The organism is Nocardioides zeae (genome assembly GCF_030818655.1).
Lineage (GTDB): Bacteria > Actinomycetota > Actinomycetes > Propionibacteriales > Nocardioidaceae > Nocardioides > Nocardioides zeae_A.
The window spans coordinates 3,504,962-3,520,237 of sequence record NZ_JAUTAN010000001.1 but is presented as its reverse complement, the minus strand read 5'-3'; the positions used below and the strand labels follow the sequence as shown (position 1 = coordinate 3,520,237).

Genomic DNA, 15,276 nt, shown 5'->3' with positions numbered 1-15,276 from the left:
ATGCGACGCCGTCTGGCTCACGCGCTGACCCCGCTGCGGCTCGCCGCCCTGCTGTACGTCGGCCTCATGCTCGTCGTCCTCCTGGCCGCCCCGCTGCTGGCGCCGGCCGACCCGCTCGCGCAGGACGTGGCCAACCGCCTCGCCGGCCCCGGCGGAGCGCACGTCCTCGGCACCGACGAGCTGGGCCGCGACATCCTCAGCCGGATCATCTACGGCGCCCGGGTCGAGCTGCTCATCGCGCTCGGCGCGACCGTCGTGTCGATGGTGCTCGGCACCCTGCTCGGGCTCCTCGGCGGCTACTTCGGCGGCATCGTCGAGGTCATCACGATGCGGGTCGTCGTCGACGTGCTGCTCGCGTTCCCGCCGATCATCCTGGTGCTGCTGGCCGTGACCCTCCGGGGTCCCGGCACCGGCACCCTCATCGCGGCGATGGGCGTGCTCTTCGCCCCGACGTTCGCCCGCATCGCCTACGGGCAGGTCATCTCGGTGAAGCGGCTCGAGTTCGTCGAGGCGGCCACCGCCTTCGGCGCCCCGACCCGCACCCGGCTGTTCGGCGTCATCCTCCCCAACATCTCCGCCCCGCTCATCGTGCAGGTCTCGCTCACCATCGCGACCGCGATCCTGCTCGAGTCCGGCCTCAGCTACCTCGGGCTCGGCGTCGTGCCGCCCACCCCCTCGTGGGGCTCGATGGTGGCCCAGGGCCAGCGCTACCTGTCCAGCGACCCGCACGTCCTGCTCGTGCCCGGAGCCTTCGTGGTGCTGACGATCCTGGCCTTCGGCCTGGTCGGCGACGCCCTGCGCTCGGGGCTCGACCCGAAGTCGAGGAGCAACCGATGACCCAGCCCGTGCTCGAGAAGGCCCCGCCGCCGCCCGCGACGGCGCTGCTGGAGATCGACGACGTGTCCGTCGAGTTCGGCGGCGGCAGGAAGTGGAAGGCCGTCACCCACGGCATCAGCTTCTCCGTCGCGCCCGGGGAGACCGTCGCCCTCGTGGGCGAGTCCGGTTCGGGCAAGTCGGTCACCGCGATGGCGGTCCTGGACCTGCTGCCGGAGAACGCGCGCCGTACCGGCTCCATCCGTCTCGACGGGGAGGAGCTCGTCGGGGCGAGCGAGAAGCGGCTGCGGCAGGTGCGCGGCCGCGACGTCGCCGTCATCTTCCAGGAGCCGATGACGGCCCTGAACCCGGTCTACACGATCGGGCACCACCTCGCGGAGGCGATCCGCAGCCACCGGGACGTCTCCAAGGCGGAGGCCGCCGAGAAGGCCGTCGCCCTGCTGCGGCAGGTGCACATGCCGCACCCCGAGGAGAAGGTGAAGCACTACCCCCACCAGCTCTCCGGCGGGCAGCGGCAGCGCGCCATGATCGCGATGGCGATGGCCTCGGAGCCCCGGCTCCTCATCGCCGACGAGCCGACGACGGCGCTCGACGTGACGGTCCAGGCCGAGATCCTCGACCTGGTGCGCGAGCTGCAGCAGCGCACCGGCATGGGCGTCCTCATCATCACGCACGACATGGGCGTCGTCGCCGACGTCTCCGACCGCGTGGTCGTCATGCGCGACGGCCGCGTCGTCGAGACGGCCCCGTCGCGCGAGCTGTTCGGCCGACCCCAGCACGACTACACGAAGGCCCTGCTCGAGGCCGTCCCGCGCCTCGGCTCCGGTACGACGAGCTCCGCCGTCGCCGACCGCTCGGCGCCGCCCGTGCTGGAGCTCGAGGGCGTCGCCATCGAGTACCCGGGCTCGTGGCGCAAGGCCGGCTTCCGGGCCGGCCACGACCTCGACATCAGCGTCGCGCCCGGCGAGATCGTCGGCCTCGTCGGCGAGTCGGGCTCGGGCAAGTCGACCATCGGCCGCCTCGCGATGGGGCTGCTCCCCGTCGCCGCGGGCCGGATGGAGGTCGGCGGGCGCGACGTGTCCGCCGGGTCCCGGGCCGACCTCGTGCACATCCGCTCGCAGGTCTCCATGGTGTTCCAGGACCCCGCGTCCTCGCTCGACCCCCGCCGCACCATCGGCCGGTCGATCACCGACCCCCTGCGCTGGACGGGCAAGCTGACGAGCACGAAGGCGTGCCGGGCCCGCGCGCAGGAGCTGCTCGACGACGTGCGGCTGCCGAAGGAGTGGGTGGACCGCTACCCCCACGAGCTCTCCGGCGGCCAGCGCCAGCGCGTCGGCATCGCCCGCGCGATGGCGACCAACCCGCGCCTGCTCGTCGCCGACGAGCCGACCTCGGCGCTCGACGTGTCGGTGCAGGCGGCGGTGCTCGACCTGTTCTCCGACCTGCAGCGCGAGCACGGGTTCTCCTGCCTCTTCATCACCCACGACCTCTCGGTCGTCGAGCAGCTCGCGACCTCCGTCGTCGTGCTGCAGCACGGCCGGGTCGTCGAGCAGGGGCCGACCGCGCGGGTGCTCGACTCCCCGCAGGAGGACTACACCCGTCGTCTCATCGCCGCGGCCCCGGTGCCCGACCCCGACCTGCAGGCGCAGCGCCGCGCCCAGCGTCTGGCCGGCTGACCCGTGGAGACCCGACGGCTCGAGATGTACGTGTCGCTCGTCGACGCCCAGAGCTTCCGCACGGCCGCGGAGCAGCTCTTCATCAGCCAGCCCGCCCTCAGCCAGCAGATCATCCGGCTGGAGTCCGACCTCGGCATCCAGCTGCTCGACCGCTCCACGCGCCCGTTCACCGTGACGGCGGCCGGGCGGGAGTTCTACCTGCGGTGCCGCTCGGTGCTCGAGCAGGTGCACGGCCTCGAGGGCCTGCTCAACGAGCTCCAGGCCGGGGAGCTCGGCCGGGTGCGCGTCGCGCTGACCCGCGCGCTCGTCTACGGGCACCTGCCGGCGGTGATCAAGGAGTTCCGCGACGCCTCGCCGCGGGTGGACCTCCCCATCACCTACTCGACCACCGTGCAGATCCTCGAGGAGCTCGAGGGCGGGCGGCAGGACGTGGCGGTGCTCTACACCCGCCACACCGACAAGGGCTTCTCCTGCGTGGAGCTGTACGCCGAGCCGTACCTCCTCGCCCTGCCCGCCGACCACCCGCTGGCCGAGCGCACGGAGGTCGCGGTCGCGGACCTGCGCCACGAGCAGATCATCACCATCCCCCGCCACGCCGCGCCGGAGGTGCACGACGCCCTCGTGGTGGCGTGCATGAAGGCAGGGTTCTCGCCCCGCGGGCCCGTCGCGGCCGGTTCCTACCTCGACCACATCGGCATGGTCGCGGCGGGCGCCGGCGTCTCGTTCCTGCCGCGGTCGCTCGCCGCGACCCGGCTGCCCAACGTGGTCTACCGCCCGATCGTGGAGCCCCGCCTCACGGCGACGGCCTACCTGGTCTGGCACCCCGAGCGCGCCACCCCGGAGGTCCAGCGCTTCCTCGACGTCGTCGTCGCCGCCTACCAGCGGGACGCCGACGCCGAGCGGCCCTGGATGCCGGCCTACCAGGACGCGCTCGCGGCCGAGGGTCGCCACAGCCACCGCGACGGCGACGACCCGTGGCTGGCCGTCCCCGACGCACCCGCGTCGTCCACCGTCCCGTTCCGCTCCCGAGAGGAGAACAGCGCATGAGGATCGCGCTCTGCCAGATGCTGACCACCGAGGACAAGGAGGCCAACCTCGCGCAGATGGCCCGCCTCGCCGAGGTGGCGGTCGCCCGCGGGGCGGACCTGCTCGTCTTCCCCGAGTTCGCGATGTTCGAGCTGCCGGCCATGTCGCGGGACTTCGTCGCCGCCGCCGAGCCGCTCGACGGTCCGTTCGCGGGCCAGGTCGCCCAGCTCGCCAAGGAGCACGGCGTCGCGATCGTCTTCGGCCTCGTCGAGACCTCGCCCGACCCGGACCGGGCCTACAACTCGCTGCTCGTGCTCGACGCCGACGGGCAGCGCGTCGCGGCGTACCGGAAGCAGCACCTCTACGACGCGTTCGGCTACCGGGAGTCGGAGTTCATCTGCCCCGGCGACCTCGACGCCCCCGAGACGTTCGAGGTCGACGGGGTCACCGTGGGCCTGCTGACCTGCTACGACCTGCGCTTCCCCGAGGCGGCCCGCCGCGTCGTCGACGCGGGCGCCGACGTGGTGCTCTACCCCGCCTCGTGGGTGCCGGGCCCGCGCAAGGAGTACCACTGGAAGACGCTCCTGCTCGCCCGCGCCATCGAGAACACCGTCTTCGTCGCCGGCGTCTCCCAGGCGCCGCCGATGGGCATCGGCTCCGCCGTCGCCGTCGACCCGATGGGCACCGTGCTCGCCGAGCTCGCCGAGGCAGTCGACGTGACCGTCTTCGACGTCGACACCGCCCGCACCGGCGTGGTGCGCGCGAGCAACCCCAGCCTGGCCAACCGCCGCTACCGCATCGCGTGAGCGGCCGGCGCGAGCCCGCGCCGTACCCGACCCCGCACGTTCCCCGAAAGGACCTCCCCATGACCACGACCCCGCAGCTGGGTGCCTGGCTCTCCGACTCGAACACCGCGGTGGCGGAGATCGTGGCGAAGCTCGGCTACGACTTCGTCATCCTCGACATCGAGCACGGCCCGTTCGACCTCGAGACGCTCGAGCGCTTCCTGCCCGTGCTCAAGGGCCTCGGCCTGAAGGTGCTCGCGAAGGTGCTCGTGCCCGAGCGCGGCCCGATCCAGCAGGCGCTCGACTTCGGCGCCGACGGCGTGATCATCCCGCACATCGAGAACGTCGAGCACGCGCGGCTGATCACGAGCTACGCGAAGTTCCCGCCCCTCGGCGACCGCAGCGCGGCCGGCGGCCGCACCGTGGGCTACGGCGGGTTCTCGGAGGAGTGGTACCGCAACGCCGACGCCACCACCCTCGTCTTCCCGATGATCGAGGACGCGGGCGCGTTCGACGACGCCGAGGCGATCCTGGCGCTCGACACCGTCGACGGCGTCTTCATCGGCCCCACCGACCTGTCGCTGCGCCGCGGGCGCGGGCACTACGCGCGCAGCGAGGAGGACTTCGCCGACATCGCGCACATCGCGAAGCTCGCCGAGGCCGCCGACAAGCCGTGGGTGCTCCCCGCCTGGTCCGAGGCCGAGAAGCGCCTCGCCGTCGAGCACGGTGCCGCGTTCATCGCGCTGCAGATGGTGCACGAGGCGATCGTGCAGGGCTTCACCGCGCCGAAGGCGCTGATGGAGGGCATCCTCGCCGAGGCGTGAGCCGCGGCCTCGCCGCACACCGACGCCGCACACCGACGCCGCACACCGACGCCGCGCACCGACGCCGACGGGCGGCGGGACCTCGAGTCCTGCCGCCCGTCGGTCTCGTCTGCGGGCCTTGTCTGCGGGCCTTGGGGGCGGGAGTCGGGCGGGCCGGGGCGGGGGTCGGAACTGTGCGCTTGGTGGAGCTCGGATCGTGCGGGACCTGTCTCAGCTGCACATCTCACGGCCCCGGCGCGGGGCCGTGCCGGATGGGCCGCGTTCGAGACGGGCCGATTCCTGGGTACGCCGCGGGTGGATGCGCGCCGTACCGGGACGTCATGCGGTCCGGTGCCCCGGGCGACGGCTGCGTATGACGTCCGGCGGGCGGGCCGGGGCAGGGCCGGGCCAGGGGTCGGAACTGTGCGCCTGGTGCAGCTCGGTTCGTGCGGGGCCTGCCTCAGCCGCACATTTCACGGCCCCGGCGCGGCTCAGGGATGAGCGAGCGGTCAGGCAGCCGACATGCGGTAGCCGACGCCCCGCACCGTGTGGATGATCGACTTGTCGCCCGAGGCCTGGGTGAGCTTGCGGCGCAGGTTGCCGATGTGGACCTCGACGAGGTGCGAGTCGCCGACCCAGTCGTTGCCCCACACGGTGCGCAGGAGCGCCTCGCGGGTCCACACGCGGGCGGGCGTGCGCATGAGGTGGGTGAGCAGGTCGAACTCGGTGCGCGTCAGGTCGACCTCCGCGTCCTCGACGAACGCGCGCCGGCCGTCGACGTCGATCCCGACGACGCCGTGCTGCAGCACCTCGTGACCCTCGGGCACGACGATGCCACCGAGCACGACCGGCTCGCCGCCGCTCGCGGCCGGCTCGGCCGTCGGGCCCGTCGGCGCGCTGCGCGGACGACGGAACATCGCGGTGACGCGCGCCTGGAGCTCGCGGGGACTGAAGGGCTTGACCAGGAAGTCGTCGGCGCCGGTCTGCAGCGCCATGAGCCGGTCGACCTCGTCCTGGCGGGCGGAGACCACCACCAGGTAGGCGTCGGAGAACTCCCGGACGCGCCGGCACACCTCGAGACCGTCGATGCCCGGCAGGCCGAGGTCGAGGGTGATGAGGTCGGGCTCCCACTCGCGGGCGAGCTGGAGCCCGTCGCGCCCGGTCGCCGCCGTGCGGATCACGAACCCCTGGGCCGACAACGTCAGGTCGATCAACGACCGGATGTCGGCATCGTCCTCGACGACGAGGGCACGACGATCCGGGCTGCCGTCCCCCGCGACTCCTGGCTCCACGAGCGCGATTCTGTCAGATGGGTCGTCGTGCGCGTCGCAGGCCCGGCCGAGCCGGTCCGTACTCTTGGTCCGTGTCCCCGTCCCGCCTCCACCCGGTGCTGCGGCCGCGCGTCTGGCCGCTCCACCTGCTCGGCGTCGTCGCCGTGACGGTGGCGCTGTCGCTGGGGCTGTGGCAGTACGGCGCGTGGCAGGCCCACCGCGAGCGTGCGGCCGCCGAGGTGAGCACCCAGGACCCGGCTCCGCTGGCCGACCTGCTGGTGCCCGGTGAGGGCTTCCCGGGCGCCGACGTGGGCGCGCCCGCCGAGGTCGAGGGCACGTGGCGCGACGACCTCACCTTCCTCGTCGACGACCGGAGGGTGGACGGCGTGGCGGGCAGCTGGATCGTCACGCCGGTCGCGACGACGGACGGTGACGGGGCCCTGCTGCCCGTGGTGCGGGGCTGGACGACCGACCCCGACGCCGCCCCGCCGGCCGCGGGCACCGTCACCGGTGCCGGCTGGCTGCAGCCCGGTGAGGGCACGGGTGCCGTCGACGACGACCCGACCGACCGCGTGCTGCCCCAGCTGCGCCTCGCGGACGTCGTGCGGCTCGTCGACGCGGAGATCTACCCGGGCTACCTCGTGCTCGACATCGACGGCGAGACCGGCGTCGCCGCCGACAACGCGGCGGCCGACGGGCTGCGGGCCGTGACCCCCGACCAGGTCCCCGAGGTCGCGCCGAACACGAGCCTGCGCAACCTGCTCTACGCCATCGAGTGGTGGGTCTTCGCAGCCTTCGCGGCCTTCGTCTGGTGGCGCTTCGCCCGCGACGAGGTCGACCGCGCGCGGGCGGCCGACGAGGCGCCCGAGCCGGGTGACGAGGAGCGCACCGACCCGGCGGAGGACGCTCAGGAAACCGCAGTAGCGTCGTCCTCGTGAGAGGCACCCTGCTCCGTTACCGCGTCATGGCCACGATCGTCGGCATCCTCCTGGTCGTGCTGATCCTCGTCGGCGTCCCGCTGGCGAACTTCGACGGCTCGTCGATGTGGGGCTTCATCCCCAGCACCCCGGACTGGGTCACCCCCGGCTCCGGCCCCCAGCAGCTCGGCGAGGACATCACGCACTACCTGGGCGTGGCGCACGGCTGGCTCTACATGATCTTCCTCGTGACGGCGTTCCTCCTCGCGCGCAAGGCGCTGTGGGAGCCGGGCTTCACCGTCGTCACGCTCCTCTGCGGCACCATCCCCGTCCTGTCCTTCTGGGCCGAGCACCGGGCGACGAAGCGGGTCCGCAAGGAGTACGCCGACGAGCTCGCCCCGGGCGCCACCACGAGCCCGACGGTCTGACGCGGGCCGCGGCGCACCGCCGGCCCACCCCACGACGCAGAACGGCCGCCCCGATCGGATCGGGGCGGCCGTTCGTGCCGTGCGGGCCTGGCTCAGGCCTTGTCGTCCTTGATCTCGACGACCTCGGCCGGGTCGTCCGGCGTGGTGACGGGGTGGGGCTGCTCGGCCGAGTCGGCGAGCGCCTCGCCCGGGCCGGCGCCACCGTTCTCGTCGGCCTGGGGGGCGTCGGGGTCGGCCGCGGCAGCCGGCTTCGTCGCCGGGTTGCTGGCCGGAGCCGGCGGCGGGGGCGGCGTGTAGGTCGACTGCCAGTTGTCGCCACCGCTGCTCGTCAGCTTCTTCACCGCGAACGCGGCGCCGCCCGCGAGCAGGGAGAAGAGCACCAGCTTGCGCAGGCGGCCCTTCTTCTTCGGCGGGTCGCTCTGCAGGTCGGCGACCTTCGCCTCGGCCTTCTGCAGACCGGCCAGCGCCTTGCCCGCCGCCAGGTCCTTGCCGTCGATCACCTTCGCGCGGCCCTGCGCGACGTACGGCGCAGCAGCAGCCGCAGCGGCACCCGCGGTGGCCGCGGCCTTCGCCTTGCCGTCGGCGATGTGCGGCGCCGCCTTCTCGCGCGCCTCGGCGATCACCGGGGCCGACTTCTCCTTCGCGGCCTCGACCGCGGCCTCGATCTGGGGCCGCACGGTGTCGGCGAGCTCGCTCGCCTTCTCGTGCGCCTGCTCGAGGATCGTCTTCTTCTTCCGGAAGCCCATCACAGTCCTCTCTCGTCGCGTTCGACTCATTCGATCATGCCGTGCCAAGCCGGGGCCTACACCTGCGTCCCGGACCGGTTCCCCGGGCCGTCCCGCGCAGCCGCGCAGATCCGCGCTCCACGGCGTTGCGCGTGCGTGCGAGCATTGCGTGGGCGGCGGAACGGCCGTCCGAGCAGACGAACGGAAAGGCTGACATGGCTGACCTCAAGGCCACCCTGAAGACGAACCGCGGCGACATCGTCGTGACGCTCTTCCCCAACCACGCGCCGAAGACGGTCGACAACTTCGTCGGGCTCGCCGAGGGCACGAAGGACTACAAGGACGACGCCGGTCGCAGCGGCGTGCCGTACTACGACGGCCTCGGCTTCCACCGGGTCATCGACGGCTTCATGATCCAGGGCGGTTGCCCGCTCGGCACCGGCACCGGCGGCCCGGGCTACACCTTCGACGACGAGATCCACCCGGAGCTCGTCTTCGACAAGCCCTACCTGCTCGCCATGGCGAACGCCGGCACCCGCATGGGCAAGGGCACCAACGGCTCGCAGTTCTTCATCACCACGACGCCGACCGCGTGGCTGAACCGCAAGCACACGATCTTCGGCGAGGTCGTCGACGAGGAGTCGAAGAAGGTCGTCGACGCGATCGGCACCACCAAGACCGCCGCCGGCGACCGCCCGGTCGAGCCGGTCGTCATCGAGTCGGTGGAGATCACCCGCTCGTGAACGGCGTCCCGGCCGGGGTGCCGGTCTGCTACCGCCACCCCGGCCGGGAGTCGCACATCGCGTGCCAGCGCTGCGGGCGACACATCTGCCCCGACTGCATGCGGGACGCCTCCGTCGGCTTCCAGTGCCCCGAGTGCGTCGCCGAGGGCCAGCGGAGCATCCGCCGTCCCACGGCTCCCTTCGGGGGTGAACGCACGGCGCGGCCCGAGCTCACGTCGTACGTGCTCATCGCGCTCAACGCGGCCGTCTTCGTCGCCCTCCTCGCGGCCGGCGGCGCGAACAGCGCGCTCGGCCGCCTCCTCCTGCTGACGCCCCGGGGGGCGTGCGAGGCGGGCGGGGGGCAGGTGTACGTCGACATCTCCAACGCCACCGCCTGCGGTTTCGCGCCCAACGGGTCGTGGACGGAGGGCGTCACCACGGGCGCCTTCTGGCAGCTGGTGACGAGCGGCTTCTCCCACGTCGCCATCTGGCACATCGCGGGCAACATGCTCGCCCTCTACTTCCTCGGCCCGTTCGTCGAGCGCGTGACGGGTCGGTGGCGGTTCCTCGCCATCTACGGGATCTCGCTGCTCGCCGGCTCGGCGGCCGTCATGTGGCTCTCCGAGCCCTACTCCTCGACCCTCGGCGCCTCCGGCGCGATCTTCGGGCTCATCGGCGCGGCGCTCGTCGTCGTGCTGCGGGTCGGTGGCGATCCCCGGCAGCTCGCGCTCTGGCTCGGTCTCAACGTCGTCATCACCGTCGCCGGCGGCAGCGGCATCTCCTGGCAGGGCCACCTCGGCGGTCTCCTGGGCGGCATCGCGGCGGCCGGGGTGATCGTGCTGGCCCCCCGCAGGAACCGGCTGCTGTGGCAGGCGAGCGGCCTGCTCGCCATCGCGGCGGTCGTGATCGGGCTGGTCGCGCTCCGCGTGGCCGAGCTCGTCTGAGGTCGAATCACACGCGTGTAAGTTCTCCACACTGTGGATAACCCCTGTGGATAACTCGGCGGCACTTTCCCCGGTCGACCGGGGAACACGCCGCTTAGACCATCAAGTTTGATGGTCTAAGTGACACTTTCCCCGGTCGACCGGGGAAAGTGCCGGCCCGCTCGCCGTCCACGACCGGGCGGAAATGCGGACGACGCCGGCCCGCGGGTGCGGGCCGGCGTCGTCGTCAGGACGCGTGGGGGAGGGCTACTCCCACTTGGTGGCGTAGGAGAACCCGACCGCCATGAACGCGATGCCGACGACGAGGTTCCACTGGCCGAGGGCTCCGAAGACCCAGATCGACGAGATGTCGTCGGCGAAGAGGTAGAACGTGCAGATCCACACCAGGCCGATGCCGAAGCAGGCGAGCATGCCGACGACCACGCCGTTGCCGCGGCCGAGCGGGGTGGAGCGGTGGGCGCCGACGACGAGGCCCAGCAGGATCGCGCCGAAGCCGATCGCGTAGTTCCACAGCCCCAGCTCCCAGACCCAGCGCCGCGGCTTCTCCTCGGCGGGGATGAGGCCCCACTGGTCGTAGTTGTCGAGGCCGAGCGAGCGCCACGTCAGGGCGATCCACGCGATGCCGGCGACGACGAGCAGCACCATGAGCACGAACCGCACGCTGAGCAGCGGGGGACGCTCACCGGCGAGCGGGTCACGCCGGCTCTGCAGGCGACCACGCAGACCGCCCGGAGCGGACGCCGTCGCGGGCGTCGTGTCCTTCGCGGACGCCTTCGACGCGCGCTTCGTCTTCGACGTCGCGGCCGACGTCTCCGCGGCCTCCGAGGTGCTCTCGGGATCGGACTGGGACTTGCTCACGACATCTCCTCGTCGGACGACGCGGTCGTGCAGGTTCGCACGCCGCGGGCTAGCGTAGTCGTCGTGCCCCCCGGTCCTCACCCGAGCCCGCCGAGCGACGCGTCGCGCGCACCGCGCCCGCGTCCCCGGTCGTGGCGTTGGGGCACCCCCGTGGTGCTGCTCCTCTCGGGCGGGCTGTTCGTCACGAGCGCCCTCAGCAGCGATGGCACGGACCTCCGTCCGGGGCGCTACCAGGACCTCGCGGGCCTCGTCAGCAACGAGGCCGCCCAGGCGGAGGCGCTGACGGAGCGGGTCAACGACCTCGACCGCGAGGTGCAGCAGCTCTCGGAGGGCCTCGGCGACGCCCAGGTCGACGACCTGCAGAGCCAGGTGGAGACCCTGCGTGCCCCGGCCGGCCTCACCGAGGTCGCCGGCTCCGGCGTCACCATCACGCTGAGCGACGCCCCGCTGTCGGTCCGTGAGTCGTCCGACCTCAACCAGAACCTGCACGTCGTGCACCAGCAGGACATCCAGACGGTCGTCAACGCGCTGTGGGCGGGCGGCGCCGAGGCCATCACGATCCAGGGCCAGCGCATCGTCACGACGACGGGCATCAAGTGCCAGGGCAACGCGATCCTCCTCCAGGGCATCGCCTACCCGCAGCCCTACGTCATCTCCGCCATCGGCGACCCGACCACGCTCGAGACCGCGATCGACGACGACCCCACCATCGACACCTACCGGGAGCAGGCCGCCGACCCGCGCATCGCCGTGGGCTGGGAGATGCAGGAGGACGACGACCTCGTCGCCAGCGAGTACCGCGGCCTCCTCGACGTCCAGCTCGCCGAGCCGCTGGGCTGACCTCCCGCCCCGGTACGCCGCGGTCGCACCCACGCACGAGCCCCCCGCCCGGATCGGGCGGGGGGCTCGGGTGCGTCAGGGGATCAGTCCGCCACCGCCGCCGTCACCGGGGTCGGGCTCCTCGGTGGCGGGGGGCTCGGTGGCCGGGGGCTCCGTCGTCTCCGGGGGCGGCTCCGGCTCCCGGTAGTTGTTGTAGACGATCGTCACCGTGTCGCCCTGGCTGAGGGTGCGGCCCTCGCCGGGCGACTGGCGGACGACCTCGCCGAACGCCTTCGTCTCGTCCAGCGTCGGGATGGCATCGGGCACGAAGCCCTGGGCCCGGATGGCCTCCTCGGCCTCGGTGCGCGTGGACCCCACCACGTTCGGGACCTGCTTCGGGCCCTCCGACATCTGGAGCGTGACCACGGTGCCGGGGGCGAACTCGCCGCCGTTCCCGCCCTCGGGGTCCATGGCGACGATCGTGTCCCTCTCCTCGTCGGAGGGCACGTACTCGCACCGCGCATCGAACTCGCTGAGCTGCGCGAGCGCCTCCTCGCACGTGTCGCCCGTGACGTCGGGCAGCATCACCGTCTCCGGTCCGGTGGAGACGATGAGCGTGATGGTCGTCCCGGGGTCCGCGAAGGTGTCGCCGGACGGATCCGTGCCGATGACGAGACCCTCCTCGACCGTGTCGCTCGTCTGCGGCTCCACCTGGCCGGCGACACGGAATCCCGCGTCGGCCAGCTCGGCGCGCGCCACGTCCTGGGTCTCGCCCGCGACGTCGGGGATGGCCTTGTCGGTCGGCGGGTCCTCGAAGAGGTCCACCCGGTTGACGAACCACACGGCCACGAGGATCAGCGCGATGAGCAGCGCCACGATGGCCGCGATCCACGGACCGCGCCGCGGCCCGCGCTCCGGGTCGGCCGTCTCGGGCACGCGCCGCGTCGGCGGCGGTACGGCGGGGGTCGCACCGGCGGTCGGCTGCTCGGCCTCCTCGGGGATGGCCGGGGCCTGCACGGGCCGGCCCGCGAGGTAGCGCTCGATGTCGCTGCGCATCTGCGCCGCGCTCTGGTAGCGGTCCTCGACGCGCTTGGCGAGCGACTTCATGACGATCTGGTCGATCTCGGGCGCCAGCGTCGGGTCGAGCTCGGAGGGACGCTGGGCCTGCTCCCGCACGTGCTGGTAGGCCACCGCGACGGGGGAGTCGCCCACGAACGGCGGACGGCCGGTGAGCAGCTCGTAGAGCAGGCAGCCGGCGGAGTAGACGTCGGAGCGCGAGTCGACGACCTCGCCGCGGGCCTGCTCGGGGGAGAGGTACTGCGCCGTGCCGACGACGGCCGCCGTCTGCGTCATCGTCGAGGAGGCCTCGGAGATGGCGCGGGCGATGCCGAAGTCCATCACCTTCACGTCGCCGCTCGGCGTGAGCATGACGTTCCCGGGCTTGATGTCGCGGTGGATGATGCCGGCGCGGTGGCTGTAGTCGAGGGCCGAGAGCACGCCGCTCGTGATCTCCAGGGCGCGCTCGGGCAGGATCTTGCGGCCCTCGCGGAGCACGTCGCGCAGCGTGCGGCCCGCCACGAACTCCATGACGATGTAGGGCTGCGCGACGCCGTCGTCGGAGATCTCCTCGCCCGTGTCGTAGGTCGACACGATCGAGGGGTGGTTGAGCGACGCCGACGACTGCGCCTCGCGACGGAAGCGCGCCTGGAAGGTCGCGTCGCTCGCGAGGTCGGTGCGGAGGCGCTTGACGGCCACGACGCGGCCGAGCCGCGTGTCGGTGCCCTTGCGCACCTCGGCCATGCCGCCGCGGCCCAGCAGCCCACCGAGCTCGTAGCGCCCGCCCACCAGGGTCGGGCTGTCGGCGTCCGTCATCGCTCTCCCTCCGGGCCCACCGCGGGGCGCGGGGGCGAGTACCTCGGGTCAGACACGGTCCGGGTTCCTCACGGTGCTTCGGTGGTCGCGGTGTCGGTCGGGACGGGCAGGGTCGGCTCGGTCTCCGTCGGCTCGGTCTCGGTCGGCTGGGTCTCGGTCGGCTCGGGCTCCGGCTCGGGGCCCCAGAAGCGGACCGTCACCGCGTCGCCCTCGGTGAGGCCGGACGACGGGATGATGTCGCTGACGGTGTTGGGCACCTGGGAGCCGTCGTTCTCGATCTCCTCCCGCGTGACCTCGAGGCCGAACTGGTCCCGCAGCTCGTCGCGCACCTCGTTGACGTTCCGCCCGCGGTAGGAGTCGACGTCGAGGTCGAACGTCTCCGGACCCGTCGAGGTCGTCTCGCTCGTGGGCTCCGACGTCGTGGGCTCCGAGGTCGTCGAGCTCGGCGGCGGCGCGGAGGAGGTCTCCGTCGGCGGCGCGACCGGGTCCTCGTCGTCCCCGCCGCCCGTCGCGACGAAGATCCAGACGAGCGCGGCGACGAGCAGCAGGGCGAGCACGCCCGCCACCCACGGCAGCACCGGCTTCCTGCGGGGCTCGTCGGGCTCGGTCGTCTCCTCGGTGACGACGGCGGCGGCCCCGGTGGGCGGGACCGCGGTGGCAGCGGCCGCGGCGGCCGGGACCGCCGCGCCCCCCAGCACCTGCGTGGCCTGGGTCGGTGCGGGCTCGGCCGGTGCGGCGACGGGCGCCGCGACCGACGAGGGGTCGCGCAGGGCGCGCGCGAGCTCGGACCCGTCGGCGAACCGCTCCTCCGGCTTCTTGGCCATCGCGCGCCGTACGACGCTCGCGAGCCCCGGCGGCACGTTCCCCGGCAGGTCGGGCACGGGGTCGCGGAGGTGGGCCAGGGCGGTGGCCACGGCCGTCTCGGCGACGAACGGGCGCCGGCCGGCGAGGCACTCGAAGGCGACGACGCCGAGCGAGTAGACGTCGGCGGCCGGTCCGGCCGTCATGCCCTGCGCCTGCTCGGGCGAGATGTACTGCGGCGTGCCCATGACCATGCCGGTCTGGGTGAGCGCCAGCCCGTCGGCCGCCCGGGCGATGCCGAAGTCGGTGATCTTCACGGTGCGGTCCGGCGTCACCAGCAGGTTCGCGGGCTTCACGTCGCGGTGCACGATGCCGGCGCGGTGCGCGGCGCCGATGCCGTCCGCGGCCTGGGCCATGATGTCGACGACGATCGCCGGGTCCATCGGCTGGTCGGGGCGCAGCAGCGCCGAGAGCGGCTGGCCGTCGACGAGCTCCATGACGAGGTACGGCCGCGTCGAGCCCGACCCGTCGGACGTCGCCGACTGGCCGAAGTCGAAGATGCCGGCCACGTTGGGGTGGAAGAGCGCGGCGGCGTTGCGGGCCTCGGTCTCGAAGCGTCCGCGGAAGGTGGGGTCGTCGGCGTACTCCGCCTTGAGGATCTTGACCGCGACGACACGACCGAGCACGGTGTCGGTCGCGCGCCACACCTCCCCCATGCCGCCGGTCGCGACGCGCGCGTCGAGGCGGTAGCGGCGCGCGTCGTCGGCGAAGCGCTCGGGGCTGTTCGGGTCCATC

15 protein-coding genes are annotated in these 15,276 nt (G+C 72.9%); 10 read left to right on the top strand and 5 right to left on the bottom strand.

The features are described 5' to 3' along the window. Genes QE405_RS16705 through QE405_RS16685 form a run of 5 tightly spaced genes read left to right on the top strand, consistent with a single transcriptional unit; the run spans position 1 to position 5,145 of the window. Positions 1 to 837 (top strand): ABC transporter permease, encoded by an 837-nt coding sequence (locus QE405_RS16705; protein ID WP_307202799.1) that lies wholly within the window; start codon positions 1 to 3, stop codon positions 835 to 837. Then, positions 834 to 2,510 carry an ABC transporter ATP-binding protein gene (locus QE405_RS16700; RefSeq protein WP_307202797.1) on the top strand — a complete coding sequence of 559 codons (1,677 nt, stop codon included), beginning with the start codon at positions 834 to 836 and terminating at the stop codon, positions 2,508 to 2,510. Before QE405_RS16705 ends, QE405_RS16700 begins: the two co-directional genes overlap by 4 nt. A gap of 3 nt (positions 2,511 to 2,513) precedes the next feature. Then, positions 2,514 to 3,557 (top strand): LysR family transcriptional regulator, encoded by a 1,044-nt coding sequence (locus QE405_RS16695; protein ID WP_307202795.1) that lies wholly within the window; start codon positions 2,514 to 2,516, stop codon positions 3,555 to 3,557. Further along, the gene (locus QE405_RS16690; RefSeq protein WP_307202792.1) at positions 3,554 to 4,342 is read left to right on the top strand and encodes a carbon-nitrogen hydrolase family protein; all 789 of its coding nucleotides are present in this window, start codon (positions 3,554 to 3,556) and stop codon (positions 4,340 to 4,342) included. The genes QE405_RS16695 and QE405_RS16690 overlap by 4 nt, the downstream gene beginning before the upstream one ends. A gap of 59 nt (positions 4,343 to 4,401) precedes the next feature. Next, positions 4,402 to 5,145: an HpcH/HpaI aldolase family protein gene (locus QE405_RS16685; protein ID WP_307202788.1), complete on the top strand. Its 744-nt coding sequence runs from the start codon at positions 4,402 to 4,404 to the stop codon at positions 5,143 to 5,145. 488 nt (positions 5,146 to 5,633) lie between these two features. Here the strand turns inward: QE405_RS16685 and QE405_RS16680 are convergent, their stop codons facing one another. After that, the gene (locus QE405_RS16680) at positions 5,634 to 6,416 is read right to left on the bottom strand and encodes a response regulator transcription factor (RefSeq protein ID WP_307202787.1); all 783 of its coding nucleotides are present in this window, start codon (positions 6,414 to 6,416) and stop codon (positions 5,634 to 5,636) included. 71 nt (positions 6,417 to 6,487) lie between these two features. Between QE405_RS16680 and QE405_RS16675 the strand changes: the two genes are divergently transcribed. Further along, positions 6,488 to 7,333 carry an SURF1 family protein gene (locus QE405_RS16675; RefSeq protein ID WP_307202785.1) on the top strand — a complete coding sequence of 282 codons (846 nt, stop codon included), beginning with the start codon at positions 6,488 to 6,490 and terminating at the stop codon, positions 7,331 to 7,333. Continuing rightward, on the top strand, positions 7,330 to 7,740 hold the full coding sequence (locus QE405_RS16670; protein ID WP_307202784.1) for a DUF3817 domain-containing protein: 411 nt from the start codon (positions 7,330 to 7,332) through the stop codon (positions 7,738 to 7,740). The genes QE405_RS16675 and QE405_RS16670 overlap by 4 nt, the downstream gene beginning before the upstream one ends. A gap of 92 nt (positions 7,741 to 7,832) precedes the next feature. On the opposite strand, the gene QE405_RS16665 is transcribed toward QE405_RS16670, so the two are convergent. After that, a complete protein-coding gene (locus QE405_RS16665; protein WP_307202782.1) occupies positions 7,833 to 8,489 on the bottom strand; it encodes a hypothetical protein in 657 nt (218 codons plus the stop codon). A gap of 191 nt (positions 8,490 to 8,680) precedes the next feature. Between QE405_RS16665 and QE405_RS16660 the strand changes: the two genes are divergently transcribed. Both QE405_RS16660 and QE405_RS16655 read left to right on the top strand, forming a co-directional pair. Then, positions 8,681 to 9,208 (top strand): peptidylprolyl isomerase, encoded by a 528-nt coding sequence (locus QE405_RS16660; RefSeq protein ID WP_163771391.1) that lies wholly within the window; start codon positions 8,681 to 8,683, stop codon positions 9,206 to 9,208. Beyond that, complete coding sequence (locus tag QE405_RS16655) at positions 9,205 to 10,131, top strand: rhomboid family intramembrane serine protease (protein WP_307202779.1); 927 nt, start codon at positions 9,205 to 9,207, stop codon at positions 10,129 to 10,131. Before QE405_RS16660 ends, QE405_RS16655 begins: the two co-directional genes overlap by 4 nt. 246 nt (positions 10,132 to 10,377) lie before the next feature. Here the strand turns inward: QE405_RS16655 and QE405_RS16650 are convergent, their stop codons facing one another. Then, the gene (locus tag QE405_RS16650) at positions 10,378 to 10,989 is read right to left on the bottom strand and encodes a cell division protein CrgA (protein ID WP_307202777.1); all 612 of its coding nucleotides are present in this window, start codon (positions 10,987 to 10,989) and stop codon (positions 10,378 to 10,380) included. A gap of 150 nt (positions 10,990 to 11,139) precedes the next feature. On the opposite strand from QE405_RS16650, the gene QE405_RS16645 reads away from it, so the two are divergent. Further along, positions 11,140 to 11,829 carry a DUF881 domain-containing protein gene (locus tag QE405_RS16645; protein WP_307202775.1) on the top strand — a complete coding sequence of 230 codons (690 nt, stop codon included), beginning with the start codon at positions 11,140 to 11,142 and terminating at the stop codon, positions 11,827 to 11,829. 75 nt (positions 11,830 to 11,904) lie between these two features. Here the strand turns inward: QE405_RS16645 and pknB are convergent, their stop codons facing one another. Both pknB and QE405_RS16635 read right to left on the bottom strand, forming a co-directional pair. Beyond that, positions 11,905 to 13,680 (bottom strand): Stk1 family PASTA domain-containing Ser/Thr kinase, encoded by a 1,776-nt coding sequence (gene pknB, locus QE405_RS16640; protein WP_307202773.1) that lies wholly within the window; start codon positions 13,678 to 13,680, stop codon positions 11,905 to 11,907. 68 nt (positions 13,681 to 13,748) lie between these two features. Further along, complete coding sequence (locus QE405_RS16635; RefSeq protein WP_307202771.1) at positions 13,749 to 15,275, bottom strand: serine/threonine-protein kinase; 1,527 nt, start codon at positions 15,273 to 15,275, stop codon at positions 13,749 to 13,751. Between the last annotated feature and the right edge of the window lies 1 nt (position 15,276).

Coding starts and splice junctions, on each gene's coding strand:
- QE405_RS16705 (WP_307202799.1), top strand. CDS start 1: ATGCGACGCCGTCTGGCTCACGCGCTGACCCCGCTGCGGCTCGCCGCC.
- QE405_RS16700 (WP_307202797.1), top strand. CDS start 834: ATGACCCAGCCCGTGCTCGAGAAGGCCCCGCCGCCGCCCGCGACGGCG.
- QE405_RS16690 (WP_307202792.1), top strand. CDS start 3,554: ATGAGGATCGCGCTCTGCCAGATGCTGACCACCGAGGACAAGGAGGCC.
- QE405_RS16685 (WP_307202788.1), top strand. CDS start 4,402: ATGACCACGACCCCGCAGCTGGGTGCCTGGCTCTCCGACTCGAACACC.
- QE405_RS16660 (WP_163771391.1), top strand. CDS start 8,681: ATGGCTGACCTCAAGGCCACCCTGAAGACGAACCGCGGCGACATCGTC.
- pknB (WP_307202773.1), bottom strand. CDS start 13,680: ATGACGGACGCCGACAGCCCGACCCTGGTGGGCGGGCGCTACGAGCTC.
- QE405_RS16635 (WP_307202771.1), bottom strand. CDS start 15,275: ATGGACCCGAACAGCCCCGAGCGCTTCGCCGACGACGCGCGCCGCTAC.